Here is a 24,507-nt window from a genome sequence, read left to right on the forward strand (position 1 = left end):
ACCCCCGCACACCAGCGTTCGCGCGAGACGCCGCATCGCGGATGGTTTCGCGCGAACGCTGGTTTCTCAGTGGGGGGCGGGGCGGCTCAGGATGCCGGGGCGCCCACGGCGGCGACCGCGTCGCGCGCCGCCGCATAGACGGCGAGGCGCACGATCAGGCGATCGATCGTCTCACCCAGGCCGTCGCCGTCGGCGCGATGGGCCCGGAGCAGATCGAGGCCGCCCTCGAGGTTGGTCACCGCGCCACCCAGACCCGCGGCGAGCGCCCCCGCGGCCACGCGCACATCGGACATCAGGTGGCGGTTGCCGACATCGACGACGGTGTCGAGCTCGGCCCGCAGCGCCAGCCCGAGTTCGCCGAGCGCGGCGGAGGACTCCGCCGCCCCACGCGCGGCATCCCGCACATCGGCCTCGCGGTGCGCGCCCTTCGGCTCGGCGAGCGCCGCGCCGAGGGCGGCGGAGCGCACGCCGTCCTCCTCCGCGGCCGCGAGCGCGTCCCCGCGCAGCCCGACCAGGCGCTCCCCCGTCGCGGCCGCACGCTCGTCGTCCGGTGTGTACGCGGCGACCATGTGCAGCAGCGCCGCCGAGATCGCGAGCATCGCACCGCTCGCCGACCCGCCGCCGGGCGACCCCTTGGGCTGCGCGAGCTCGTCGAGCCAATCCGTGAGCGCCGTCGAGGCGGGAATGCGGTCGTCGTCGGTCGTGCGTGCCTCGGCGTTCGTCATGCTGTCATCCTGCCCGGCTGCGCACCGCATCGCGGAGGGCTTGACGCGACGACGTGAGAGGTCACACCGCCGCCGCGTGCCGGCCGGTCAGATCCAGCACGCCCGCGCGCGCGGCATCCACCGCCGCCGAGACCGCGCCGAGCGAGACGACGTCGGCGCCGAGGTCCGACGCGACCAGTTCGGGGGGCGGCAGGTGCAGCATCGCCGGCAGTCGCTCGCGCGCCGCATCGAGCACCGCACCGGCACGGCCCGAGACCGCGCCCGAGACGATGATCGCGCGGGGGTCGAAGAGACTGCCGAACAGGGCGGCGATCCGCGCAAGCATCTCACCCACCCGCTCGACGATGCCGAGCGCGAACGGATCGCCGGCCGCGGCGAGCTCGAACACCCGGCGCCCGTCGACGCGCTCCGGCGGCACGGTCTCGAGGACGTGCCCCGCGGGCAGCGCTCCCGCGGCGATCTGCTCCCGCGCCCAGTGGGCCGCCCGGTAGCCGAGCCCCAAGGCGCCGTCGACCCCAGCGACGTGGTCGAAGGCCACCATCTCGGCGACACCGCCGTGAGCACCGCGCAGCAGGTTTCCGTCGACCACGACCCCCGCACCCAGCCGCTCCCCCGCGAGCAGCGTCACATAGTCGCGCCGGCCCTGCGCCGCGCCGCGCGAACCTTCGGCGAGGGCGGCGAGCGACGCGTCGTTCTCGATTCGCACGATGGGCACCCATCTGCCGAACAGCTCCGCCAGGTCAGGGTTCATCCGACGCCAGAATCCGTCCCGGTGCACGGGTGAGGCTCCGTGCGCGTCCACGGGCGCCGGGACCCCCGCGCACAGCGCGAGCACGTCGTCGCGCCCGCGCCCCGCGGCATCCAGCGCCTCATCGACGGCCCCGGCCAACGCCGCGCGGCGCTCGTCGGCAGAATCGTGGGTCTCGTCGAGCGCGACCTGCTGCCGCGCCAGCACCTGCCCCCGCAGATCCGCGACCGTGGTCGTGGCGTGCGCACGACCGGCGTCGAGGCCGACGACCACGGCAGCGTCGGCTCGCAGCTCGAACCGGCGCGCCGGGCGGCCCTTGCTGTAGTCCCCCACCGTGCGGGTGTTCGACAGCTCGCGCAGCAGCCCGCGCTCGACCAGCCCGTCCAGAGCCTCGATCGTCGTCGACCGCGTCAGCCCCACCGCGGGCATCGCGTCACCGGCGGTGAACACGCCGGCGTGCCACGCGTAGTGGAGTACGGCGTCGAGGCTCGCCCGGCGGGGCGCCGCGGGCGTCGCAGAGGGTCTGGTCACGGGTATTGACCTTTCAGGATCTCCCCTGCATTATGGTCTACATCCATTTGATTCGATTGCTAAATCTAATCAGCGTACAAAGAAGTGCGACCGCCGCAAGGCGGTGGAAGGGACACTGTCGTGCCGAATCATCCGCACCGCGGCCTGCGCTCCGCGGGCGTCGCGCTCACCCTCATCGTCGCCGGATCCGGCCTGGCCGCGTGCTCGGCCGGGGGCCCGACCGAGATCCGCTTCCACCTCAGCAAGCCCGAGGCGATCCCGTACTTCCGCGACCTGATCGCCGAGTACAACTCCTCGCAGGAAGACGTTCGCGTCGTCTTCGACACGTCGTCGAACCTGCAGGCCGGCTTCCTGCGCGGCAACCCGCCCGACCTCGGGCTGCTCAACTACAACATGGAGATGTCGCGCTTCATGGAGCGCGGCGCCCTCAGCGACCTGAGCGACATGCCCGAGGCGGATCGCATCCTGCCCGAGGTGCAGGACCTCGTCGACCAGTACGCCACCTACCCCGGGCGCACGAGCGTGCTGCCGTACTCGGTGATGGCGGCATCCGTCATCTACAACGTCGAGATCTTCGAAGAGCACGACCTCGAGGTCCCCGAGACCTGGGACGAGCTCATCGAGGTCTGCGACCAGCTGCAGGCCGCGGGAGTCACGCCGTTCTACGGCACCTTCAAGGACCCGTGGACGGTGGCGCAGGGATGGTTCGACTACACCGTCGGCGGCACGGTCGAAGTCGCCGACTTCTTCGACGAGATGAACGAGCTCGGCACCGAGGTCGGGCCCGAATCACCCGTGTCGTTCGAATCGACGCTCATCGAGCCGGTCGACCGCATGACCCTGCTCACCGAGCAGTACACGAACGCGGATGCCGCGAGCCGCGGCTACGGCGACGGCAACCTCGCCTTTGCCCAGGGCGAGGCGGCGATGTATCTGCAGGGCCCATGGGCCTTCGGCGAGATCGCCAAGACCGATCCCGACATGGAGCTCGGCACCTTTCCACTGCCGATGACCGACGACCCCGACGACCTCGAGGTGCGGGTGAACATCGACCTGGCGGCATGGATCCCCGAAGCATCCGACCACCAGGCAGAAGCCCGCGACTTCTTGAGCTACCTCTTTCAGAAGGACGTCATGGACGCTTACAACGCGGCGCAGCTCGGGTACGGCACGACGACGGATGCCGCTCCCGTCTCGGATCCGCGCATCGTCGGCATGAAGGAGTACTTCGACGCCGCGCGCTTCTACCAGGGGGCGTCGAAGGCGATCCCCCTCACGATCCCGACCGAGAACTACATGCAGGGCATCGTCACCGGCGCGAGCGCCGAGAGCATCCTGCGCACCATGGATGCCGACTGGGCGCGTCTCGCGCTTCGTCAGTGACCGGCCGCCCGCAACCCTCATTCGTGCGCGAACACCCCAGCGAAGGGAACGGACACACATCATGGCCACGACGACCGCGGCGTTGACGACGCCGAAGACCCGGGAGCGCACCGCCGCGCCCGCGGTCCCCCGAGCCCGGAGGAGGGTCGAGGGCGTCTATTACCTCTTCCTGCTGCCGAGCCTCATCCTGTTCACGCTGGCGATCACCGTCCCCGCGATCATCGGCATCTTCTTCAGCTTCACCAACTCGATCGGCTTCGGCGAATGGCAGTTCGTGGGGCTCATCAACTACGTGGCCCTCTTCTCCGACCCGGCGATCCTGCAGAGCTATCTGTTCACGTTCGGGTTCGCCGCGGTCACGGTCATCGCCGTCAACCTGATCGCTTTCCTGCTCGCCGTCGGGCTGACCTCCCGCATCCGGATCAAGACGGGCCTGCGCACGATCTTCGTCATCCCGATGGTGATCTCGGGCATCGTGATTGCGTTCGTGTTCAACTTCCTGTTCTCCAACTCGGTCCCCGCGCTCGGCCAGGCGCTCGGGCTCGGATGGCTGAGCGAGAGCATCCTGGCCAACCCCGACCTCGCCTGGGTCGCGATCGTGATCGTCACCGCCTGGCAGGCGATTCCCGGCACGCTGCTGATCTACATCGCGGGGCTGCTCTCGATCCCCGGCGAGGTCTACGAGGCCGCCGACATCGACGGGGCGGGCAAGGGCGCGCAGCTGCTGCGCATCACCCTGCCGCTCGTGGCCGGCTACGTCGTGATCAACGTCATCCTGGGTTTCAAGAACTTCCTCAACGCCTACGACATCATCGTCGGTCTGACCAACGGCGGGCCCGGCACCGCGACCCGCAGCATCGCCATGACGATCGTCACGGGCTTCACGGGCGGCGACTACGCCTACCAGATGGCGAACGCCACGATCTTCTTCGTGATCGTCATCGCCATCTCGTTCACCCAGCTTCGCTTGACCCGTGGAAGGAACGTGTTCTGATGACCGTCCAGCCCGCCCTCGCCGTCGAGAACATCGCGGCGCAGAAGACCCTCGCCGGCGACGCCCCGCGCAAGTCCGGGCGCTCCCGCTTCGCGATGGAGCGCGTGAACTGGTCGGGCACGATCGTGCTGGCCCTCTGCGCCATCACCGTGCTCATCCCGCTGTACGTGACGATCTCGATGGCGTTCAAGACGCAGTCGCAGGCGGTGGACGGCAACGCCTTCTCGCTGCCGGCTCCGTTCAGCGTCGAGGGCTTCGTGACGGCGTGGAACCTGACCGACTTTCCCGTCGCCTTCACGATCTCGGTGCTCATCACGGCCGGCACCGTGACCGGCACGATCGTGCTCGCCGCGTGGGCGTCGTTCGCGATCTCGCGCAACTGGGACCGCAAGCTGTTCCGCTACTCGTTCTACTACCTGCTGGCGGCCATGTTCCTGCCGTTCCCGGTGGTCGCGCTGCCGCAGATCCAGCTCACGGGTCTCGCCGGACTGGCCAACCCGGTCGGGGTCACGATCCTGCACATCATGTTCCAGCTGAGCTTCAGCATCCTGCTGTTCACGGCCTTCCTGCGATCGATCCCGGCCGAGCTCGAAGAGAGCGCCCGCATCGACGGCGCGTCGACGTGGCAGACCTTCTGGCGGCTGATCTTTCCCCTGCTGGCGCCGATGAGCGCGACGGTGGGCATCTTCGCGTTCCTGGCCTCGTGGAACGACTTCATGATGCCCTCTCTGATCATCTCCGACCCGGCGCTGCAGACCCTGCCGGTCGTGCAGAGCATCTTCCAGACGCAGTTCAGCAACAACTACAACGTCTCGTTCGCCTCGTATCTGATGGCGATGGCCCCCGCGATCATCGTCTACCTCTTCACCCAGCGCTGGGTGATGGAGGGCGTCACCCAGGGCGCGGTCAAGGGCTGACCCCTGCCGCACGCCCACCCGCATCCACCCCCTCGACCAAGGAGCCGCTTCATCGTGACCCGCACGCTCACTCCCCATCCCGACGTCTCGCACGAGGCCCACTCCGACGCCGCACAGTGGTGGCGCCAGGCCGCGGTGTATCAGATCTACCCCCGCAGCTTCGCGGATGCCGACGGTGACGGCCTGGGCGACATCCCTGGGATCGTCTCGAGGACGGAGTACCTGGCCGAACTGGGCATCGATGCGGTGTGGCTGAGCCCGTTCTACCCGTCGGAGCTGGCCGACGGGGGGTACGACGTCGCCGACTACCGCGACGTCGACCCGCGCCTGGGCACCCTGGCCGACATCGACGATCTGATCGCGGCGCTGCACTCCCGCGGCATCCGCCTGATCGTCGACATCGTGCCGAACCACACGTCCGACCGGCACGCCTGGTTTCAGGAGGCGCTCGCCTCGCCGCGTGGGTCGGCGGCCCGGGACCGCTACATCTTCCGCGACGGCACGGGGCCGGACGGCGCCCAGGCGCCCACCGACTGGGTCTCGAACTTCGGCGGCCCCGCGTGGAGCCGCGTGCCCGACGGCCAGTGGTACCTGCACCACTTCGCGGCCGAGCAGCCGGATTTGAACTGGTCGAACACCGAGGTGCGCGAGGACTTCGTGCACACGCTGCGGTTCTGGTCGGACCGCGGCGTCGACGGCTTCCGCATCGACGTGGCGCACATGCTGACCAAGGACCTGACCGAGCCGCTGCCCTCGCAGGCTCAGCTGGACGCGACGCCCCGCGACGGACTGCACCCCACCATCGATCGCGACGACGTGCACGAGGTGTACGCCGAGTGGCGCGCCGTGTTCGACTCGTACGATCCGCCGCGCACCGCCGTGGCGGAGGCGTGGGTGGACCCCGCCCGCATTCCGCTCTACGCCCGCGCCGAGAGCCTCGGCCAGGCCTTCAACTTCGACCTGCTCGAGGCGGACTTCGATGCGGCGCAGTTCCGCCGCATCGTCACCGCGAACCTCGAGCTGGCCCGCACGTCCGGCTCGTCCACCACCTGGGTTCTCTCGAACCACGACGTGGTGCGTCACGCGACCCGGTACGGTCTGCCGCATCCTGAGCGGGCGGCGGACGGGCGGCCCGTGCGCAAGCACGGCCAGGAGTGGCTGCTGTCGGGGGGCACGCAGCCACCGCTCGATCGCGACGCGGGATCGCGACGCGCACGGGCCGCCACCCTGTTCATGCTCGGCCTGCCCGGCTCGGCGTATCTGTATCAGGGCGAGGAGCTGGGCCTGCACGAGGTCGCCGAGATCCCCGGCGCGCAGCGGCAGGACCCCACCTTCTTCCGCAGTCCCGGTGCCGATGTCGGGCGCGACGGATGCCGGGTGCCGCTGCCGTGGCGGGGGTTCGGTCCCTCGCTCGCGTTCGGCCCCGGCGGCGTGCATCTGCCGCAGCCGGCCTGGATGGCGCCGTACGCCGTCTCGGCACAGGAGGCCGATCCCGACTCGACGCTGGCGCTGTACCGCCGCGCCCTGGAGCTGCGCCACGAGCTGCAGTCCGGCGAGGCCCTGGAGTGGGTCAAGACCGAGCGAGAGGACGTGCTGCGGTACCGGCGCCCGAACGGCTGGCAGGTGGTGACGAACTTCGGCGACGAGCCGTACGGGCTCGAGGCGGGCGCGCACGTCGTGCTGGCAAGCAGGGGCAGCGCGGATGCGGGGCCGGATGCGGGAGCGGTGCCGCCGGCATCCGCCGTCTGGCTCGCCCCGCTCTGAGCCCGCCGACCGAGACATCACCGTTCGCGCGAGACGCCACGCGATGCGGGCGGTTTCGCGCGAACGCTGGTTTCTCGAGCGAGGGCGGGCTCGGGGATAGGAACGAGCCGGGGAATGCGCAGGACCGTGGGACGCGTTGGCTCCGGCATGAGCACAGTCGGAATCATCGGAGCAGGACACATTGGCTCGACCCTGGCGAAGGGCCTGGTCGAACGCGGCTACGACGTCGTGATCAGCAACTCACGCGGCCCCGAGACGCTCACCGACCTCGTCGCCGAGCTCGGGCCCCGCGCGCGCGCCGCCACCGCCGAACAGGCTGCGGCAGCGGGCGAGTGGGCGGTCGTGACCGTGCCGATGACGGCGATCGACTCGCTGCCGGCCGAGCCGCTCGCAGGCAAGATCGTCGTCGACACGAACAACTATTACTGGGAGCGCGACGGACGCATCGCCGCACTGGAGCAGAAGCAGACAACCACGTCCGAGATGCTGCAGGAGCGCCTGCCCGATGCGATCGTCGTCAAGGGCTTCAACCACATCATGTCGACCCAGATCCTCACCGACGGCAGCGCCGAGGGCACGCCCGGACGACGGGCCCTCGCGACGGCGAGTGATTCGACCGCGGGGATCGACTTCATCACCGAGCTCTACGACGCCTTCGGCTACGACACCGTGGTCGTCGGCTCGCTGGCTGAGAGCTGGCGCGTGGAGCGTGACCAGCCGGCGTACGTCGTGCGCCAGGACGCGCGCGAGCTCGAAGCGAACCTCGTGCGCGCAGAGCGCTGACGAGGCCGGCGGTCAGCTGTAGTAGAGGGCTACGGGCCGGCCGTCGATCTCGCGCACGTCGACGCTCGTGCCGTACACGTCGGCGAGAACCTCGGGGCGCATGATCTGCGCCACGGATGCGTCGGCGATGACGCGCCCGTCACGCATCGCCACGATGCGGTCCGAGTAGGTCGCGGCGAAGTTGATGTCGTGCAGCACGACGACGATCACCTTGCCGAGCTCGTCGGCCATGCGCCGCACGAGCTTCATGATCTCGGACATGTGTCGCAGGTCGAGGTTGTTCAGCGGCTCGTCGAGCAGCACGTACCTGGTGTCCTGTGCGAGCACCATGGCGATGAAGGCGCGCTGGCGCTGACCACCCGAGAGCTCGTCGAGGAACCTGTCGCGGAACGGCTGCAGCTCGAGATAGTCGATCGCGCGCTCGATGTGATCGCGGTCCTCGATCGTGAGGCGGCCCTTCGAATGGGGGAAGCGCCCGAACTCGACGAGGTCGTGCACGGTGAGCCGGGCGGCGATGTGGTTGTCCTGCCGCAGCACCGCCAGCGTGCGGGCGAGGGTGCCGGAGTCCGCCTTCGCGACATCCATGCCGTCGACCCGCACCGACCCGGCATCCGGGTGGATGAGCCTGCCCACCAGGCCGAAGAGCGTGGACTTGCCCGCCCCGTTCGGACCGATCAAGGCCGTGACACCCACCTCGCCGAGGCTGAGGGAGACGTCGTCGAGCACGGTCTGGGACTGATAGCGCTTCGTGGCGCCCTCGAGCGTGATCATCGCGCCCCCTTTCGCAGGACGAGGTACAGAAAGAACAGGCCGCCGGCGAACTCGATGACCATCGAGAGGCTGCCGCCGAAGGCGAAGATCTGCTCGAGGATCAGCTGGCCGGCAAGCAGGCACACGACGCCGATGAGCGCCGCGCTCGGCAACGTCCAGCGGTGGCGGAACGAGCCCGCGTACGAGTAGGCGAGGTTCGCGACGATGAGTCCGAAGAAGAGGATCGGACCGACGAGCGCCGTCGAGGCGGCGACCATCACCGACACGACCGCGAACAGGCTCATGACGACCCGCCGGTGATTGACGCCCAGGCCGACGGCGGCGGGCTCGCCCAGGGTGAGCACGTCGAGCGTGCGCAGCAGCGGCCGCAGCGCCACGCAGCCGACCGCGACGAGCAGGCCGGTGAGCAGCAGCAGCGTCTCGTCGGGGCGCGTGAGTGAGGCGAAGGCAGCATCCGTCAGCACCTGGAAGTCCAGCGGGTCGAGCATCCGCTGCATCCATTCGGTGAAGCTGCGGAAGAACGTGCCGAGCACGATGCCGACGAGCAGCATCAGGTGGATCGAGCGCCGCTTGCCGCCGAAGAGCCAGGTGAACAGCACGACGCTGAACGCCACCATGACCCCCACCTGCACCAGCCAGAGCACCAGCGGATCAGAGCCGAGGAAGGCGGCCGCACCGAAGAAGAAGACGATGACGGTCGAGATGAGCATGTAGAACGCGTCGAAGCCCATGATCGACGGCGTGAGGATGCGGTTCTGGGTGATGGTGTGGAAGACCACCGTGGAGACCCCGACTGCGACCGCGACGACGATCATCGCCAGCACCGACAGGCCGCGGATGCGCACGGCGAACGCGAGCGAGCCGGGCACGTCGGTGAACAGGTACGTCGCGATCAGTGCCAGGACGACCGCAGCGAGCAGCCCGAGCCGCACGGCAGGGCGTGCCCACGCTGCGGCGAGCGAGCGTCTCGCCGCCTGGGTGCGGTGCAGCGGGGTGGGGGCGATGTCAGTGAGCACGGCTTCCCCTCCGCAGCAGCAGCCACAGGAACAGGGCAGCGCCGATGACGCCGACGATCACCGACAGGGGGATCTCGTAGGGAAAGCGCACGACCCGAGCGATGATGTCGCACGCGAGGATGAACACGGCGCCGAGGCCGGCGACCCAGGGGATGGACCGCCGCACGTTGTCACCGATGATGAGGCTGACGATGTTGGGCACGACCAGGCCGAGGAAGGGGATCATGCCGGCGGTGACGAGCACCGAGGCGGTGATGACGGCGATGACCACCATGCCGATCGCGACGACGCGGCGGTAGTTGACGCCGAGGTTCGTGGCGAATTCCTGTCCCAGCCCGACGACGCTGAAGCGGTCGGCCGCGACCCACGCGACCACGACCATCACCCCGGCGACCCAGACGTACTCGTAGCGCCCCTGCATCACCGAGGCGAAGCTGCCCTGCGACCACTGCCCCAGCGACTGGAGCAGGTCGAGCCGATACGCGAAGAAAGCCGTGACCGACCCGACGATGCCGGCGAGCATGATGCCCACGAGGGGCACGAGGATCAGCTGGCGCACGGGCACCGAGCGGATGATGCGCAGAAAGACCCACGTGCCGAACAGGCCGAAGACGGCGGCCACGGCCATCTTGCCGGGGACCGGCATGGCCGGCCAGAAGACCATCGTCGCCAGCATCCCGAGCGTGGCGAACTCGGTCACGCCCGTCGTGCCCGGTTCGACGAAGCGGTTGCGCACCAGCATCTGCATGATCAGCCCCGCGATGCCGAGCGAGGCGCCGACCATCAGCACCGCCACGGTGCGCGGGATGCGGCTCGCGACGAGCAGGAACGCCGCCCGGCCGTCACCGCCATCGGCGAGGAGGCTGACGGGCGTGACGTCGGAGACGCCGATGAACAGGCTCGCGACCGCGAGCACGGGGATGGAGACGCCGATGAGCACCCCCACCCACATCCGCCGGGGGCGGGTGCGGACGGAGGTGCTCGTCGGTGCGACCGATGTGGCGGTCACGGCGCAGCGTGGGTCGTCACGTCGATCGCGTTACTCCGCGATCTGCATAACGTCGTCGATCATGATCTGCGTCGTGTCGAGGCCGCCGAACACGACGTACCACGCGGTGGGGTCGAGGTAGACGATCTGGTCCTCCTGGTACGCGGTCGTCTGCTCGACGATGCCGTTGTCGAGCACGGCGGCCGCGGCCTGCGCGTCCTCGGTGCCGATCGCGGCGTCGCGGTCGGTGACCCACAGATAGTCGGGGTCGAGCTCGAGCAGGAACTCGAACGAGATCGGCTCGCCGTGCGTGGCCGATTCGATGTCATCGACGACCGGGGTCACCCCGAACACGTCGTAGATCAGGCCGCCGCGGGCATTGCGCCCGGTCGCGTCGTCGCCGGCCGGCGAGAGCGCGCTCAGGCTGCCGCCCGAGATCATGACACCCAGTCCCGTTCCCGCATCGGCGGTGACGGCCTGCGCCTCCTCGATGCCTGCCTCAAGGTCGGCGAGGGCGGTGGCGGCCTCGTCTTCGGCGTCGAGGACCTCGCCGAGGAAGGTCGCGTTGCGCTCGAGCGTGTCGAGGAAGGAGCCGCTGATGCTGAGATCGACGGTCGGGGCGATCTCGCTGAGGTCTTCGTAGAGCGCCGACGAGCGGCCGCCGATGACGATGAGGTCGGGCTGCTGCGCCTCGATCTCGATCAGGTCGGCCTCGAAGAGCGTGCCGGCATTGAAGGCATCGTCGGCGAGGTAGCCCTGCAGGTAGTCGGGCACCGACTCGAGCGGGGCACCCGAGACCTCTCCGCCGAGGGCGCCGATGGTGTCGAGGCTCGCCATGTCGAACACGACGATGTTCTCGGGATCGGTCGGCACCTCGACGACGGTCTCCTCGTACTGCGGGTCTTCGTCCTCCCCCGCGATGTTGCGGTCCCACGAGAACGTCACGGTCTCGGTCTCGGACTCGGTCGCTCCGGCGTCGTCGGTGGAACCGGTCGCGCAGCCGGCGAGGGCGACGGCCGTGACGAGGGCGAGGGGTGCCGCGACGAGCGGTCGAATGGTGCTCATGCTGTGTCATCTCCTGTGGTCGACGGTCGGCGGGCGCGCAGAGAACACGGCGGCGCCTGCCGACGCCGTCGTCGATGGGGTGGATTGGTTAGGCAAGCCTCACAAGCTCGCCCGACTTTTGGAAGGCTACCCTAACTTCGCTCTGGACTTCCAGCCGTCGTGAGGATGAGATCCTGAATCGCCCCCGTTCTCGTCGCCCGAAGGATGCCGCAGAGATGACCGACGCCCCGCATGCCCCGACCGACACGCCTCCCTGCGCCGAGCTGCACCTGCACATCGAGGGCACCCTCGAACCAGAGCTGATCTACGAGCTGGCCGAGCGCAACGGCATCCCGCTGCCCTACTCCGACATCGACGATCTGCGGCGCCGCTACGAGTTCGACGACCTGCAGTCCTTTCTCGACCTCTACTACGCGAACATGGCGGTGCTGCGCACGGCAGCCGACTTCGCCGCCCTCGCCCGCGCCTACTTCGCCCGGGCCGCGCGGGGCGGAGTGCGGCACGCGGAGCTCTTCTTCGACCCGCAGGCCCACCTGGTGCGCGGCGTCGCGCTGGCCGACATCGTCGGTGGACTCGCGGATGCCGTGCGCGGTGCCGAAGCCGAGTTCGGCGTCTCGAGCGCGCTGATCGCCTGCTTTCTGCGCGATCGGCCCGCCGCCGAGGCGACGCAGGTGCTGCGCGACCTGCTGGCGATGGACGCGCCGATCGTCGGCATCGGGCTCGACTCGGCCGAACAGGGCCACCCGCCCGAGGACTTCGCCGAGGTCTACGCGCTCGCCGCCGAGAGCGGCCTGCGGCGCGTCGCCCATGCCGGTGAAGAAGGACCGGCGGCGTACGTGCGCAGCGCCCTCGATGTGCTGGGCGTCGAGCGCATCGACCACGGCGTACGCAGCCTGGAGGATCCCGCGCTCGTGTCACGGCTGGCAGGCGAGCGGATGCCGCTCACGGTCTGCCCGCTCTCGAACGTCCGACTGAAGGGGGTCGCCACCCTCGCCGCGCATCCCCTGCCCGCGATGCTCGAGGCGGGGCTCGCCGTGACCATCAACTCGGACGACCCGGCCTACTTCGGCGGCTACGTCGACGACAACTACCGGGCGCTCGCGGCCACGTTCGGGTGGGGCCCCGACGTGCTGGCAGCCCTCGCGCACACGAGCGTCGACGCGAGCTTCGCGGGCGAGGCCCGCAAGGCGGAGCTGCACGCCCAGATCGACGCGTGGGAGCGACGCGCCTGACCTCGCCCCGGTCGACGAGAAACCAGCGTTCGCGCGAACCGCACCGCAACGCGGTCGGTTTCGCGCGAACGCTGGTTTGTCGGGGGGCGCCGGCAGAGGCAGCCGCTCAGCCGACCACCAGCCGGACGACGCCCGCGGTCACTACGACGAACACCCAGATCGGTCCACATGGCCACGGTCTCCTGCCCGTTCTTGCCGCGTTTGGGCAGGTGTCGCACCCCGGCGAGGCCGAGATAGAGCGCACCGACGGCCGCCCCGAGCATCGCCCAGCCTCCCAAGAAAGGGGCGACGAGAGCCACGACCCCCATGCTGAGGTTGGCGAAGCCCAGTTCGTGCACCACCTGGTTCGCCCCGGCGCTGCCCGAGCCCCCCAGGATGTCGCGGCTCGTGCGCTCGGGATTCGCGATCTGACTGAGCCCCGCGAGCGTCAGCCGTGTTCCGACGCCCCAGAACGCCCACCAGAGGGCGAAGACGAGCAGCGGGTCTCCCCCGAGCCACAGCAGGTGCACGATGGCGGACACCAGCGGCAGGACGAGGGTCTGGGCGAGGACGATGGCGATGTACACGAGCACTCCGGTGCGAGAGGAGGAAGCGGTCTCCTCCGATCCTGTCATCGGGGGAGCCCGTCATCGAAAACGCGCTCGTGCACGCCGCCCGGGGGCGTGTCGCGTGCACGAGCGCGTTTTCGACCCAGGCGGGATCAGCCGGCGCGGTAGTTCTCCCGGGCGTACGCCGAGTACGGGGCCGGCTCCACCGTCGCGCGGATCGCGATCTGCCGATGCGGCTCGACGACGGGCTTGTTGGTGTTGGGCTCCTCGCCCCAGATCACCGTGACCTCGGTGCCCGGCTCGGCGTGCGCGAGCTCGATGCTCGCCAGCGAGACGAATGCGTGCTCGTTGGTGATGTAGCCGCAGTCGTGCGAGATCCCGACATCCACCCCGTCCTTGACGACCCGGTCGACCTGGTACAGGCCGTACCGCGCCTTCGGAAAGTCGATGTACTTGGCGGGCACACCCGGCTCGAGCAGCGTCGCCTGGGCTGCGGCGATGTCTTCGGGGCGCCACACCAGCGTCACCTTGGTGCGCGGCGGGGCGGCGGCGTGCCGCTCGAGCGCCGCGCGGCCGATGAAGTCGTGGTCGAAGGCCACGCTGCGCCCGTAGCCGATGTCGTACGGGGTGATGTAGTAGTCCTCGATGTCGTCCGACACGAGGCTGCCGGCGAGCGAGCCCGCCCGCGCGGCCGGGAGCCACTCGCGGTACTCCTGCGTGCCCTCGCCGCTGAAGATCGCGGGCAGCGGCGACGGGACCCACGCCGACTCGAGATTGGCCGAGGAGTACGCCTTCGATCCAACGAGCACCAGATCGAACTCGGCGCCGGCGTCGATGATCGCCTGACGCACCCGCTCGCCCTGCTCCCACGGGCCGAACAGCTCGAAACCGGGCTGGCCGGCCATGCCGTGGCGCAGCGAGCGCACCTCGAGGCCGTCGATCGTGAACGTGGTCATGTGGAAGAACTTGGTGGGGGGCACGGGTGCTCCGGTCACCCGCTCCATCAGCGCGAGGGCGTTCGGCCCCTGCAGCTCGTACCGATACAGCGCCGGGTTGCCCGGGCGCACGATCGAGTTGCCGTCGCGCTCGAAGGTGGCGTCGTAGTCCCCCTTCTCGAGGTGGAACTGCACCCAGTCGATCACCATGGGGTGACCCACGAGGTCGAACTCCTCCTCCGCCAGGTAGAACAGGATGGCGTCGCCGATCAGGTAGCCCTCGTGGTTCACCGCGATGAACTGCTTGGCGTTGTCGACGCCGAACTTGGCGAAGCTGTTGACCCCCACATCGCTGAGCAGCCGCAGGGCGTCAGGTCCGCGCAGAAAGAGGTCGGTCATGTGGTGCGACTGATCCAGCAGCGCCACCGATGTGCGCCACGACTTCTGCTCCGAGCGCCAGTTGCTGAACTCGGGCGTGACCGGGAACACCGTGGGTGCCGCCGGCGCGTTGCGCAGCAGCTGTACGGCACCGCCGACGCGGTCGATGGCAGCGGCGAGGGATTCGGGGGCGGATGCGGCTGATGCGGACATCAGAACTCCTTCGTTCGTCAGGATGGGGCGTACGGGGCGCGGCGCCGAAGGCGCGCGCCCTGCCTCAAGGCTAGGCATCGTTCGCGGCCGGAAGCATAAGCTGTGCTTATGCGCGTGAAACGATCCCTTACTCGCGGATGCTGTGGCGGCGGGACGACCCGGTGGATCTGAATCTGCTGCGCACCTTCGTGGCCGTCTACGAGACGCGCAGCCTGACCACCGCCGCGGGGCGCCTGTTCGTCACCCAGCCCGCGGTGAGCCAGGGCCTCGCGCGGCTGCGCCGGGAGCTGGGCGACCCGCTCTTCGAACGCGCGGGGCGCGCGCTCGTGCCGACCCCGCTGGCGGAGAGCCTCTTCCCCGACATCCGCGACGCGATCGCCCGCATCGACCGCAGCCTGGGCACGGTGCACGGGTTCGACCCGGCGGCGTCCGACCGCGTCTTCCGCATCGCCCTGTCGGAACTGGGCGAGATCGGCTACTTTCCCGACATCCTGCAGGCGGTGCGCGCCGAAGCGCCGGGAATCCGCGTGGAAGTGGTGCCCCTCGAGGTCGCGCGACTGCCCGAGTGGCTGGCGCGCGGCACGGTCGACCTCGCGGTGTCTTCGTCTCCCGTCGCCGACGATTTCGAGCACGTGGTGCTGAAGTCGGAGCGGTACGGCGTGCTGATGTCGCCGCGGCATCCGCTCGCCGCAGTGGGCGTCTCGCTCGATGCCTACGTCCGCGCCACACACGTCGTCGTCGCGGGCGACTCGGGACGCCCGAATCTGCACGCCGCGCTGCAGCGCATCGGTGCACGGGTCGACGCGACGGTCTCGGTCAATCGCTTCGCGACGCTGCCTCCCCTGCTGTCGGCCAGCACCGACCTGATCGCGACCGTGCCCGGCACCATCGGCGCCGGCTGGGCATCGTCGTGGCCACTCGTCGTGCGCGACATGCCGTTCGCCGTGGCGAGCGTGGATGTGTCGCTGTACCGACGCGTGACGACGACGCATGTGGCGGCGCTGGACTGGTTCCACGAGCGGGTGCGCCGGGCGATCGTCGGAACGCCGGGCCAGTTCTTCTCGATCCGCGCGGGCGCGGTGACGACCTGAGCCGCCTACCCGAGGTTGTTGCGGCGCAGCTTGAACAGCTCGCCCTCACGCACGATGCGCAGCACGGTGACAAGGAGCAGGCCGCCGAGCAGGTTGAACAGCAGCACCGGAAAGAACCACACGGCCCACTGGCCGTAGGTGATCGACGCTCCGCTCAGGATCGCGGCGAACGCGAAGAGCGAGTCCAGGATCGAGTGGAAGAGCTGGAAGCCCGCCAGGATGAAGCCGCCGGCGACCGCCGCGACGAGCCGGGCGACCTCGGACTCGGCGCCCTCCTGCATCCGCGTCATGAGGGTGATCACGGCACCGCCGAGCACCGAGAGGGCGACGAATTCCCAGCTGAACGGGGCCTCGATGAAGTGACGCGCCGTCTCGGCCATCAGGTCATGCCAGTCGGGGAAGGCCAGCACGACGATGCCCATCATCACCCAGCCGCCGAGCAGGTTGGCGATGAGGGTGCCGCCCCAGAGCTTGAACAGCTGGCCGACGGTGCCATCGCGCGCGATGAGCGCGGCGATGGGCATGAGGAAGTTCTCGGTGAACAGCTCGCTGTGGGCCATCAGCAGGGCGATGAGTCCGATGCTGAAGGCCAGCCCCGCCAGCAGCTGGTCGCCCGTGGCGTAGAGCACGCCGAAGTACGCGATGACCCCGATGCCGACCTCGATGCCGCCGAGGAACCCTGTGACGAGCGTGGCGCGGAAGGTGCGATGGAGCCGCTCGGTCCCTTCTCCCACGACCTTGTCGAACTCGGCCTCGAGTTCCTCCTCGATGGGACCCTCGTTGGTGCCGTCGAGGCGACGGGCCTCGGCACGGTCTTCGCGTTCGTCGCTCATCGCCCCATCCTCGCTGGTCCGCGGCATCCGCGGGCCGATGATGCGCGCGCTCCCTCGCCGGCGGGCCGCTCGTGCCGTGGTTTGTCAACGGGCGTGAGCATTCGCGGCGGACCCGTACCGTAGAGGCGATGGACGACGCGGCCCCCACGACCCCCGATTCCTTCACGGTGAGCGTCGTCGTCCCCGTCAAGGACGACGCGGAGCCGCTCGCCCGGTGCTTGGCGGCACTCGCGGACCAGACCCGCCCGGCGGACGAGATCATCGTGGTCGACAACGCGTCGGTCGATGCCTCGGCGGACGTGGCGAGCGCAGCCGGGGTCACCCTCCTGCGATGCACGGAGCCCGGCATCCCCGCCACGAGCGCGCGCGGGTACGACGCGGCGACCGGTGACCTGATCCTGCGCCTGGATGCCGACTGCCTGCCCACCGACACGTGGATCGAACACACCGTGGCCGCGTTCGCGGCGCGACCCGATGTCGCGGCGTTCACCGGCGGCGCGCGCTTCATCGACGGGCCGGCGGCACTGCGCGCCCCGCTGGCCGCGGTGTACCTGTGCGCCTATGCGCTCGCCCTCGTCCCCGCGCTCGGCCATCTGCCCCTGTTCGGCTCGCACCTGGCCTTCCGCGCCGCGGCGTGGCAGCGGATCCGGCGCCGGGTGCACCGCCACGACGACATCCACGACGATGTCGATCTGGCGTTCCACATCGGCGAGCGCCATCGCATCCGCTATCTGCCCGGGATCACGATGGGCATATCGATGCGCCCCTTCTTCGACCCGGCCGGCCTCGTGGTGCGGGTCGATCGCGGGTTCCGCAGCGTGATCGTGCACTGGCCCCGCGACTTTCCCCCGCTGCGCTGGGCGCGCCTGATCCTCGTCCGCACCACCGGCCGCATGGCACCGGCCGCGACCGCGGTGCGATGATGGCGAACGTGTTCCCCTCCTCGCGGGCCGCCGATCCCGCCGCAGACGCGGCTCTGATCGGGGGCGTCGCACCGCCCGCACTGCACGTGATGACCCTGAACATCCGTCGACGGATGGTGCCGGACCTGCGGCCCGACGACCGGTGGGAGCGGCGCGCTCCCCGGGTGAGCGCCCTGCTGCGAATGGAGCGCCCCGCCGTGCTCGGACTTCAGGAGGCCCTTCCGAGTCAGGCGGCGTTCGTGCACGACGCGCTGGGCGACGCATACCGCTTCATCGGGCGGGGCCGCCGCGCGAACGGCGCCGGCGAAGGGTGTCCCCTGTTCTACGACTCCACCCGCCTGGATCTGCTGTCGTGGCAGCAGACGGCGCTCTCCGACCATCCGCACAGAGCGGGTTCGGTGTCGTGGGGGAACATGGTGCCCCGCATCGCGGTGAGCGCGACGTTCCGGGATCGCGCGACATCCGCGCGGCTGTTCGTCGTGAACACCCACTTCGACGCCTTCTCGCAGCGGTCGCGCGTGCGCTCGGCCGAGGCGATGCGCACGCTCGTGTCCGAGCAGCAGGATCCCGCCGTGGTCATGGGCGACCTGAACACGGGCGCGGGGACGGCCCCGATCCGGGAACTGCTGGCGGGCGGGGTGCTCACCGACACCTGGGAACGGGCGCAGACACGTGCGAGTCCGGAATGGGGAACGTTCGCGAACTATCACGAGCCGCGCCTGGGGCGGAAGCGGATCGACTGGATCGTGGTCTCTCCGCGTGTGACCGTCTCGCTCGCCGCGATCAACGGCCGCCGCTACGAGGGCGGCTGGGCATCCGATCACCTTCCGGTGCAGGCCGTGCTGCAGGCTCCGGCCGGTGAAGGCGCGTGAGGGTGGCGCGTGAGGGCGGCGGTCGGATGAAGGAGAACATGCTGCGACCCCCGACGACGTCGGGGGAATGGTTCGCCGATGCCGTGCGGGTCGTCGGCGTGCTCAGCGTCGTCGTCGCCGCGATCTGGCTCACTCCCACGGATGCGGCCATCGTCGCACTCGCCCTGCCCGGCGTGTTCCTCCCCCGCATGATCGCGGCGGCCGCGTGGTTCGACGCCGTGCTGGGGATCACGGTTCTGGTGGCGTCGTGGAGCAACGTCTTCGACCTGTACACCACCGTGGCGGGGTGGGACGTCCTGGTGCACTTCGTGTGCACCGGCGCCGTGGCGGCCCTGCTGCATCTGCTGCTCGCACGTGCCGGGTTCATCATCGGTCGCGGCGACAGCGGGTTCACACCGGCCGGCGCCGTGATCGTCACGACCGCCCTCGGCCTGGCCTTGAGCGTGCTCTGGGAGATCCTCGAGTGGTTCGGGCACGCCTTCATCAGCGACGACATCTTCGTCACCTACGCCGACACCATCGGCGACATGGCCGCGGGCGGGGCCGGTTCGATCTGTGCGGGTCTGGCTGTCGCCTTCCTCCCGCTCACACGGTCGAGCGTGGGCGGGGAGCCCCCGCGTCAGCCGCGTTGAGGCTGGGTGGTGCAGCGGCTCAGAGCAATCTGTGCATCCCGCGCATATGCCCGAGACTTCATGGGTACCGCGTAAAGTAGGTCCTTTGAAGGAGCGAGCCTCAAGGCTCGTCGACGGAGGTTTCGTGGCAGGAAATGCGACAACCCGCTTCGACAACGTCTCTCTGTTGTCGGTCGCGAGCGTCCTTCCCACGCGGGTGACGACATCCCGTGAGATCGAGGACCGCCTCGCCGGCGCACTCGCGCGTCTCAAGCTGCGGCCGGGGCTGCTGCAGCGCGTCGCGGGGGTTCTCGAGCGACGCAACTGGGCTGCCGACGAATCGACCGACGCGGCGACGATCGATGCGGGAACGCGCGCGCTCGCCGAGGCGAATGTCGACCCGCGCGATGTCGGCCTGCTGATCAACACCTCGGTCACCCGCAAGCATCTCGAGCCGTCGGTGGCCGTGCGCCTGCACCACGGCCTGGGGCTGCCGAGCTCGGCCGTCAACTTCGACGTCGCCAACGCCTGCCTCGGCTTCGTCAATGGCATGAGCCTGGCCGCGGGCATGATCGAGTCGGGCCAGATCCGCTACGCCATCGTGGTCAACGGCGAGGATGCCGACGACATCCAGGTCAACACCATCAACCGCCTGCTGCGTGCCGACGTCGATCGCGAGGGGTTCATGAGCGAGTTCGCCTCGCTGACCCTGGGGTCCGGATCCGCCGCGGCGGTGCTCGGCCGCAGCGACGAGCACCCCGAGGGCCACCGCATCCTGGGCGGCGTCACCCGCGCCGCCACGCAGTTCCACGAGCTGTGCGTCGGCAGCGTCGACGGCATGTTCACCGACGCCAAGGCCCTCCTCCGGGGCGGTCTCGACCTCGTCGTCTCGGCGTGGAAAGAGGCCCGGCCCGAGTGGAACTGGTCGTCGATGGACCGCTACATCACCCACCAGGTGTCGTCGGTGCACACGAACGCCATCATCCGGGCGGCCAAGCTCGACCGCGACCGGGTGCCCGTGACCTTCCCCCGGTTCGGCAACGTCGGCCCCGCATCCATCCCCATCACGCTCGTCGAAGAGAGCTCTCGCCTCACACGCGGCGACCGGGTGCTGCTGATGGGCGTGGGCTCGGGCCTGAACACGGCCATGATGGAACTCGCCTGGTGACAGGCTCTGTGACAGGCTCGGCGACTGGCTCGGCGGCGACGTCTGCTCGCCTTCCACCGGCCGGTCTGCCCGGCCTGGACACCCGATTCAGCCGCCTCGTCACCGTTCCGGGGCGGGGCGGGGATGCCGGCATCCGGCGCGAATGGCACGTGCTCGACACCGGACCCGAGCTCGAGGCCCTGGGCGTGCCGATCGCGGGCACGATCCTCGCGGTGCATGGCAACCCCACCTGGTCCTATCTGTGGCGCGACCTGGTCGCCGGCTCCGTAGAGGCCGCCCGGGCCGGGGGCCCCGCCTGGCGCGTGGTGGCCGTCGACCAGCTCGACATGGGCTACTCCGAGCGCACGGATGCGGGCGCGCCGGTCACGCACCGCCCGCTCGCACAGCGCGTTCTCGACCTCGCCGCGCTGACCGATGAGCTCGGCGTCGAGGGACCGGTCATCACCCTCGGCCACGACTGGGGCGGCGTCGTCTCACTCGGCTGGGCCATCGATCATCCGCAGCAGCTCGCGGGCGTGATGCTGCTGAACACCGCCGTGCACCACCCGGTCGGCGTGCCGATCCCGGCGCCGCTGCGACTGGCCGGCGCGCGGGGCGTGCTCGCGGCATCCACGGTCGCCACCACCGCCTTCCTCGACACGACGCTCGCGCTCGCCTCGTCGCCCCTCGACGCCGCCGTGAAGCGGGCGTACCGCGCGCCGTATCGCACGGCCGCGCGCCGCGGCGGAATCGGCGGGTTCGTCGCCGACATCCCCGTCGATGCCGGGCACGAGAGCTTCGCCGAGCTCGAGCGGATCGCGGCCGGCGTCGCCGCGCTCGAGGTGCCCACCCTGCTGCTGTGGGGTCCGCGCGACCCGATCTTCGGCGACCGCTACCTCGATGACCTGGTCGACCGCCTGCCGCATGCCGATGTGCACCGCTTCGAGGGCGCCGGGCACCTCGTCGCAGAGGACCGTCCCTACGCCGACGCCGTGCTCGGCTGGCTGGGCGACCGGTTCGCGGGGCTGGAGGCCGCGAGCACAGCGCCGTTGGCGGGCGAGGCCGCCGCAGGCGAGACCGACGAGGGCGAGGCCAACGCGGCCGAGCCGTTCACGCCGATCTGGCACGGCCTCGACGCCCGCCGCGACGACGACGGCGTGGCCGTCATCGACATGTCCCGACAGGGAGCGGACGGGCCGCTGCGCGTGACCTGGCGCCAGCTCGACGACCGGGTGCGCGCGATCGCCGCGGGCCTGCAGCGTCTCGGTGTGCGAAAGGGCGACCGCGTCTCGCTGCTCGTGCCGCCCGGGCCGACGCTGTCGGCCATCGTCTATGCCTGCCTGCGCATCGGCGCCGTGGTCGTCGTCGCCGACGCGGGGCTCGGGGTCAAGGGCCTGACCCGCGCCGTGCGGGGAGCCTGGCCCGACGTGATCATCGGCGAGCTGCCGGGGCTCACCGCCGCACGCGCGCTCGGCTGGCCGGGCCTGCGCATCTCGACCGCGCGCCTGCCGAGGATCTCGGCCGCGGCGCTCGGGGTGTCTCACCACCTCGCCGAGGTCGCGGCGCGCGGTGCCGAGGCGCTCCGAACGGGCGGCTCGATGCCCCCCGAGCCCGACGCGGGGGACGATGCCGCGATCCTCTTCACCTCGGGGTCGACCGGTCCGGCGAAGGGCGTCGTCTACAGGCACGGCCAGCTCGCGGCGCTGCGCGACGTGCTCGCCGCCCACTTCGAGGTGACGGCCGACACGGGGCTCGTCACGGGCTTCGCGCCGTTCGCGCTGCTCGGACCGGCGCTCGGCACCCGCTCGGCCACCCCCGACATGGACGTCTCGTCGCCCCGCACGCTCACCGCGAGCGCCGTCGCCGCGGCCGTGCGGGCCTCCGACGCCCGCATGGTGTTCCTCTCGCCCGCCGCCGTGCTCAACGTCGTCGCCACCGCCGACGGGCTGACCGACGACGACCGCGCCGCACTCGCGGGGGTGCACTCGTTCCTGTCGACCGGAGCTCCGATCGGTACGGGCCTGCTCGCCGCGGCCGGCGAGATCATGCCCCACGCCACGGCGCACACGCCCTACGGCATGACCGAGTGCCTGCTCGTGACCGACATCACGCTCGACGGGATCCGGGAGGTGGCGGATGCCGCCGGCGCCACCACCGAGAGCGGCGTCTGCGTCGGTGCGCCGATCGGCGCGAACCGCGTGCTCGTGAGCGCGCTCGATTCCGACGGTCGCGCAACGGGGGCGCCGAGCGCCGGGCCGGGCGTGCTCGGCGAGATCGTCGTGAGCGCCCCGCATCTGAAGGATCATTACGACCGCCTGTGGCTGACCGACCGCGGCGCCGTGCGCGAGACGCCGGGGGGCGCCGCTGGTGATGCGGCGGCGCGCTGGCACCGCACCGGCGACATCGGTCACCTCGACGAGCGCGGCCGCGTGTGGGTCGAGGGCCGCCTGCCGCATGTCATCGTCACCGCCGACGGCCCGCTCGCCCCGGTGGGTCCCGAGCAGGCCGTGGAGCGGGTGGCGCGGGTGCGCCGCGCGGCCGTCGTCGGCGTCGGCCCGCACGGGCTGCGCCAGGCCGTGGTCGTGGTCGAGACCGACCCCGCGGCCGCCCGTCCTGGCCTGGCCGATCCCGAGCTGACCGCGGCCGTGCGCGCGAGCACCGCGACCCCTCTCGCGGCGGTGCTGGCCGTGCCCCAGCTGCCCACCGACATCCGCCACAATTCCAAGATCGACCGCTCGCGCCTGTCGGCGTGGGCCGAGCGGATGCTGGCCGGCGAGCGGCCCGTGGCGCCGTGATGGAGCACCTGCGTTTGGAGAAGCCGTGATCGTTCTCGTCACCGGTGCCTCCGGGTTCCTGGGCCGCGCCGTGACCGCCGAGCTGGTGGCCACGGGCCACGAGGTGCGCACCCTGCAGCGCCGCCCCTCCGGGGTGACGGGCGCGCGCGACATCCTCGGGTCGATCACCGATCGGGCGGTCGTCGAGCCGGCCGTCGCGGGCGTCGACGGCGTGCTGCACCTGGCCGCCAAGGTGTCGCTCGCGGGTGACGAGCGCGAGTTCCGGGCCGTGAACATCGATGCGACGCGGATGCTGCTCGACGCGGCCGGGCGCGCCGGGGTGAGCCGCTTCGTGTACGTGTCGTCGCCGTCGGTGGCCCACGTGGGCGCGGCGCTCGCGGGCAGCACCGCGGAGCCGGCATCCCCCGAGCATGCCCGGGGCGCCTACGCGCGCACCAAGGCCGAGGCCGAGCTGCTGGCACTATCCCGCGACTCGGCGCAGATGCCCGTCGTCGCGATCCGGCCGCACCTGATCTGGGGCCCGGGCGACGGTCAGCTGACCGCGCGGATCGTCGACCGCGCCCGACGCGGCCGGCTGCCGCTGCTGAACGGCGGCACGGCCTTGATCGACTCGACCTACATCGACAACGCCGCCACCGGCCTGGTCGCCGCCCTGCACCGCGCCGACACGGCGCACGGCAACGCGTACGTGCTCACCAATGGCGAGCCCCGCCCGGTCGGCGACCTGCTGGCTGGCATCTGCCTGGCCGCGGGCGTGCAGCCGCCGCGCTGGAGCGTGCCTGCCGGGCTCGGACGCTTCGCCGGGTCGCTCGTCGAGCGCGCTTGGGCGATCCGTCCGGGCGAGGACGAGCCGCCCATGACGCGCTTTCTAGCCGAGCAGCTCTCGACCGCGCACTGGTTCGACCAGCGCGAGACGCGCCGCGCCCTGGACTGGGCGCCGACGGTGTCGATCGACGAGGGCCTTGGGCGCCTCGCGGCGCACTACGCGGGCTGAGCGCGCGACGGAAAATCGTGACGTCACGGGATCGACGCCCGTCGGGGCCACAAGGGTGATCATGACAATCACCCCAGAAACCCTCGCGAAGCTTCTATTCGCGGGGGTCTTGCTTTGCCCGGGTGAGAGGCATTTCCGCGTCGCTCCCGGGACTAGTTCACCCGCTCGTTGAGCCTGGATCCACCGATAGGTGTGCGAAGGGTTGCGGCGCGTTAAAGAGAGAATGCCTTTCCGATCAGGGAAAATAGTG

The 24,507-nt window shown here is 70.4% G+C and carries 22 protein-coding genes; 14 read left to right on the forward strand and 8 right to left on the reverse strand.

What is annotated here, in order from left to right; all coding sequences use genetic code 11:
• Window positions 1-86 precede the first annotated feature (86 nt).
• On the reverse strand, window positions 87-725 hold the full coding sequence (locus tag M4I32_RS04645; RefSeq protein ID WP_319033317.1) for a cyclodeaminase/cyclohydrolase family protein: 639 nt from the start codon (window positions 723-725) through the stop codon (window positions 87-89).
• Window positions 726-786: 61 nt separating this feature from the next.
• Window positions 787-2,004, reverse strand: a complete 1,218-nt coding sequence (locus tag M4I32_RS04650; protein ID WP_319033318.1) for an ROK family protein — start codon at window positions 2,002-2,004, stop codon at window positions 787-789.
• 120 nt (window positions 2,005-2,124) lie between these two features.
• On the opposite strand from M4I32_RS04650, the gene M4I32_RS04655 reads away from it, so the two are divergent.
• From M4I32_RS04655 to M4I32_RS04675, 5 genes are all read left to right on the forward strand, one after another.
• On the forward strand, window positions 2,125-3,387 hold the full coding sequence (locus tag M4I32_RS04655; protein ID WP_413466775.1) for an ABC transporter substrate-binding protein: 1,263 nt from the start codon (window positions 2,125-2,127) through the stop codon (window positions 3,385-3,387).
• A 61-nt stretch (window positions 3,388-3,448) separates the two neighbouring features.
• Window positions 3,449-4,381, forward strand: coding sequence for a sugar ABC transporter permease (locus M4I32_RS04660; RefSeq protein WP_319033319.1), 933 nt, complete (start codon window positions 3,449-3,451; stop codon window positions 4,379-4,381).
• Window positions 4,381-5,298, forward strand: coding sequence for a carbohydrate ABC transporter permease (locus tag M4I32_RS04665; RefSeq protein WP_413466776.1), 918 nt, complete (start codon window positions 4,381-4,383; stop codon window positions 5,296-5,298). The genes M4I32_RS04660 and M4I32_RS04665 overlap by 1 nt, the downstream gene beginning before the upstream one ends.
• 54 nt (window positions 5,299-5,352) lie before the next feature.
• Window positions 5,353-7,062, forward strand: a complete 1,710-nt coding sequence (locus M4I32_RS04670) for a glycoside hydrolase family 13 protein (RefSeq protein ID WP_319033320.1) — start codon at window positions 5,353-5,355, stop codon at window positions 7,060-7,062.
• Between the two features lie 147 nt (window positions 7,063-7,209).
• A complete protein-coding gene (locus M4I32_RS04675) occupies window positions 7,210-7,845 on the forward strand; it encodes an NADPH-dependent F420 reductase (protein WP_319033321.1) in 636 nt (211 codons plus the stop codon).
• Between the two features lie 12 nt (window positions 7,846-7,857).
• On the opposite strand, the gene M4I32_RS04680 is transcribed toward M4I32_RS04675, so the two are convergent.
• From M4I32_RS04680 to M4I32_RS04695, 4 genes are read right to left on the reverse strand one after another with little or no spacing between them, the layout of a single operon-like run.
• Window positions 7,858-8,616 (reverse strand): ABC transporter ATP-binding protein, encoded by a 759-nt coding sequence (locus tag M4I32_RS04680; RefSeq protein WP_319033322.1) that lies wholly within the window; start codon window positions 8,614-8,616, stop codon window positions 7,858-7,860.
• On the reverse strand, window positions 8,613-9,632 hold the full coding sequence (locus tag M4I32_RS04685) for an iron chelate uptake ABC transporter family permease subunit (protein WP_319033323.1): 1,020 nt from the start codon (window positions 9,630-9,632) through the stop codon (window positions 8,613-8,615). The genes M4I32_RS04680 and M4I32_RS04685 overlap by 4 nt, the downstream gene beginning before the upstream one ends.
• Window positions 9,622-10,641 (reverse strand): ABC transporter permease, encoded by a 1,020-nt coding sequence (locus M4I32_RS04690; protein ID WP_319033324.1) that lies wholly within the window; start codon window positions 10,639-10,641, stop codon window positions 9,622-9,624. The genes M4I32_RS04685 and M4I32_RS04690 overlap by 11 nt, the downstream gene beginning before the upstream one ends.
• A gap of 30 nt (window positions 10,642-10,671) precedes the next feature.
• On the reverse strand, window positions 10,672-11,685 hold the full coding sequence (locus M4I32_RS04695; protein ID WP_319033325.1) for a siderophore ABC transporter substrate-binding protein: 1,014 nt from the start codon (window positions 11,683-11,685) through the stop codon (window positions 10,672-10,674).
• Between M4I32_RS04695 and M4I32_RS04700 the strand changes: the two genes are divergently transcribed.
• On the forward strand, window positions 11,675-11,848 hold the full coding sequence (locus tag M4I32_RS04700; RefSeq protein WP_319033326.1) for a hypothetical protein: 174 nt from the start codon (window positions 11,675-11,677) through the stop codon (window positions 11,846-11,848). The genes M4I32_RS04695 and M4I32_RS04700 overlap by 11 nt on opposite strands.
• A gap of 52 nt (window positions 11,849-11,900) precedes the next feature.
• Window positions 11,901-12,917 carry an adenosine deaminase gene (locus tag M4I32_RS04705; protein ID WP_319033327.1) on the forward strand — a complete coding sequence of 339 codons (1,017 nt, stop codon included), beginning with the start codon at window positions 11,901-11,903 and terminating at the stop codon, window positions 12,915-12,917.
• A gap of 700 nt (window positions 12,918-13,617) precedes the next feature.
• Here the strand turns inward: M4I32_RS04705 and M4I32_RS04710 are convergent.
• A complete protein-coding gene (locus M4I32_RS04710; protein ID WP_319033328.1) occupies window positions 13,618-14,991 on the reverse strand; it encodes an aminomethyl transferase family protein in 1,374 nt (457 codons plus the stop codon).
• A gap of 137 nt (window positions 14,992-15,128) precedes the next feature.
• Between M4I32_RS04710 and M4I32_RS04715 the strand changes: the two genes are divergently transcribed.
• The gene (locus M4I32_RS04715; protein WP_319033329.1) at window positions 15,129-16,082 is read left to right on the forward strand and encodes a LysR family transcriptional regulator; all 954 of its coding nucleotides are present in this window, start codon (window positions 15,129-15,131) and stop codon (window positions 16,080-16,082) included.
• Window positions 16,083-16,087: 5 nt separating this feature from the next.
• Here M4I32_RS04715 and M4I32_RS04720 read toward each other — a convergent pair whose 3' ends face one another.
• Window positions 16,088-16,915 carry a formate/nitrite transporter family protein gene (locus tag M4I32_RS04720; RefSeq protein WP_319033330.1) on the reverse strand — a complete coding sequence of 276 codons (828 nt, stop codon included), beginning with the start codon at window positions 16,913-16,915 and terminating at the stop codon, window positions 16,088-16,090.
• 128 nt (window positions 16,916-17,043) lie between these two features.
• Between M4I32_RS04720 and M4I32_RS04725 the strand changes: the two genes are divergently transcribed.
• From M4I32_RS04725 to M4I32_RS04750, 6 genes are all read left to right on the forward strand, one after another.
• A complete protein-coding gene (locus tag M4I32_RS04725; protein WP_319033331.1) occupies window positions 17,044-17,838 on the forward strand; it encodes a glycosyltransferase family 2 protein in 795 nt (264 codons plus the stop codon).
• Window positions 17,838-18,710: an endonuclease/exonuclease/phosphatase family protein gene (locus M4I32_RS04730; protein ID WP_413466777.1), complete on the forward strand. Its 873-nt coding sequence runs from the start codon at window positions 17,838-17,840 to the stop codon at window positions 18,708-18,710. The genes M4I32_RS04725 and M4I32_RS04730 overlap by 1 nt, the downstream gene beginning before the upstream one ends.
• Window positions 18,711-18,712: 2 nt before the next feature.
• Window positions 18,713-19,342, forward strand: a complete 630-nt coding sequence (locus M4I32_RS04735) for a hypothetical protein (protein ID WP_319033333.1) — start codon at window positions 18,713-18,715, stop codon at window positions 19,340-19,342.
• 124 nt (window positions 19,343-19,466) lie between these two features.
• Window positions 19,467-20,489 carry a 3-oxoacyl-ACP synthase III gene (locus M4I32_RS04740; RefSeq protein WP_319033334.1) on the forward strand — a complete coding sequence of 341 codons (1,023 nt, stop codon included), beginning with the start codon at window positions 19,467-19,469 and terminating at the stop codon, window positions 20,487-20,489.
• Window positions 20,486-23,263, forward strand: a complete 2,778-nt coding sequence (locus tag M4I32_RS04745; RefSeq protein WP_319033335.1) for an alpha/beta fold hydrolase — start codon at window positions 20,486-20,488, stop codon at window positions 23,261-23,263. Before M4I32_RS04740 ends, M4I32_RS04745 begins: the two co-directional genes overlap by 4 nt.
• Window positions 23,264-23,288: 25 nt before the next feature.
• Entirely contained in the window at window positions 23,289-24,257 is a 969-nt protein-coding gene (locus M4I32_RS04750; protein WP_319033336.1) for an NAD-dependent epimerase/dehydratase family protein, read from the forward strand.
• Window positions 24,258-24,507 lie beyond the last annotated feature (250 nt).

Source organism: Microbacterium sp. LRZ72 (assembly GCF_033792225.1).
GTDB lineage: Bacteria > Actinomycetota > Actinomycetes > Actinomycetales > Microbacteriaceae > Microbacterium.

Coding starts and splice junctions, on each gene's coding strand:
- M4I32_RS04645 (WP_319033317.1), bottom strand. CDS start 725: ATGACGAACGCCGAGGCACGCACGACCGACGACGACCGCATTCCCGCC.
- M4I32_RS04660 (WP_319033319.1), top strand. CDS start 3,449: ATGGCCACGACGACCGCGGCGTTGACGACGCCGAAGACCCGGGAGCGC.
- M4I32_RS04665 (WP_413466776.1), top strand. CDS start 4,381: ATGACCGTCCAGCCCGCCCTCGCCGTCGAGAACATCGCGGCGCAGAAG.
- M4I32_RS04675 (WP_319033321.1), top strand. CDS start 7,210: ATGAGCACAGTCGGAATCATCGGAGCAGGACACATTGGCTCGACCCTG.
- M4I32_RS04680 (WP_319033322.1), bottom strand. CDS start 8,616: ATGATCACGCTCGAGGGCGCCACGAAGCGCTATCAGTCCCAGACCGTG.
- M4I32_RS04700 (WP_319033326.1), top strand. CDS start 11,675: ATGGTGCTCATGCTGTGTCATCTCCTGTGGTCGACGGTCGGCGGGCGC.
- M4I32_RS04695 (WP_319033325.1), bottom strand. CDS start 11,685: ATGAGCACCATTCGACCGCTCGTCGCGGCACCCCTCGCCCTCGTCACG.
- M4I32_RS04705 (WP_319033327.1), top strand. CDS start 11,901: ATGACCGACGCCCCGCATGCCCCGACCGACACGCCTCCCTGCGCCGAG.
- M4I32_RS04710 (WP_319033328.1), bottom strand. CDS start 14,991: ATGTCCGCATCAGCCGCATCCGCCCCCGAATCCCTCGCCGCTGCCATC.
- M4I32_RS04715 (WP_319033329.1), top strand. CDS start 15,129: ATGCTGTGGCGGCGGGACGACCCGGTGGATCTGAATCTGCTGCGCACC.
- M4I32_RS04720 (WP_319033330.1), bottom strand. CDS start 16,915: ATGAGCGACGAACGCGAAGACCGTGCCGAGGCCCGTCGCCTCGACGGC.
- M4I32_RS04725 (WP_319033331.1), top strand. CDS start 17,044: ATGGACGACGCGGCCCCCACGACCCCCGATTCCTTCACGGTGAGCGTC.
- M4I32_RS04730 (WP_413466777.1), top strand. CDS start 17,838: ATGGCGAACGTGTTCCCCTCCTCGCGGGCCGCCGATCCCGCCGCAGAC.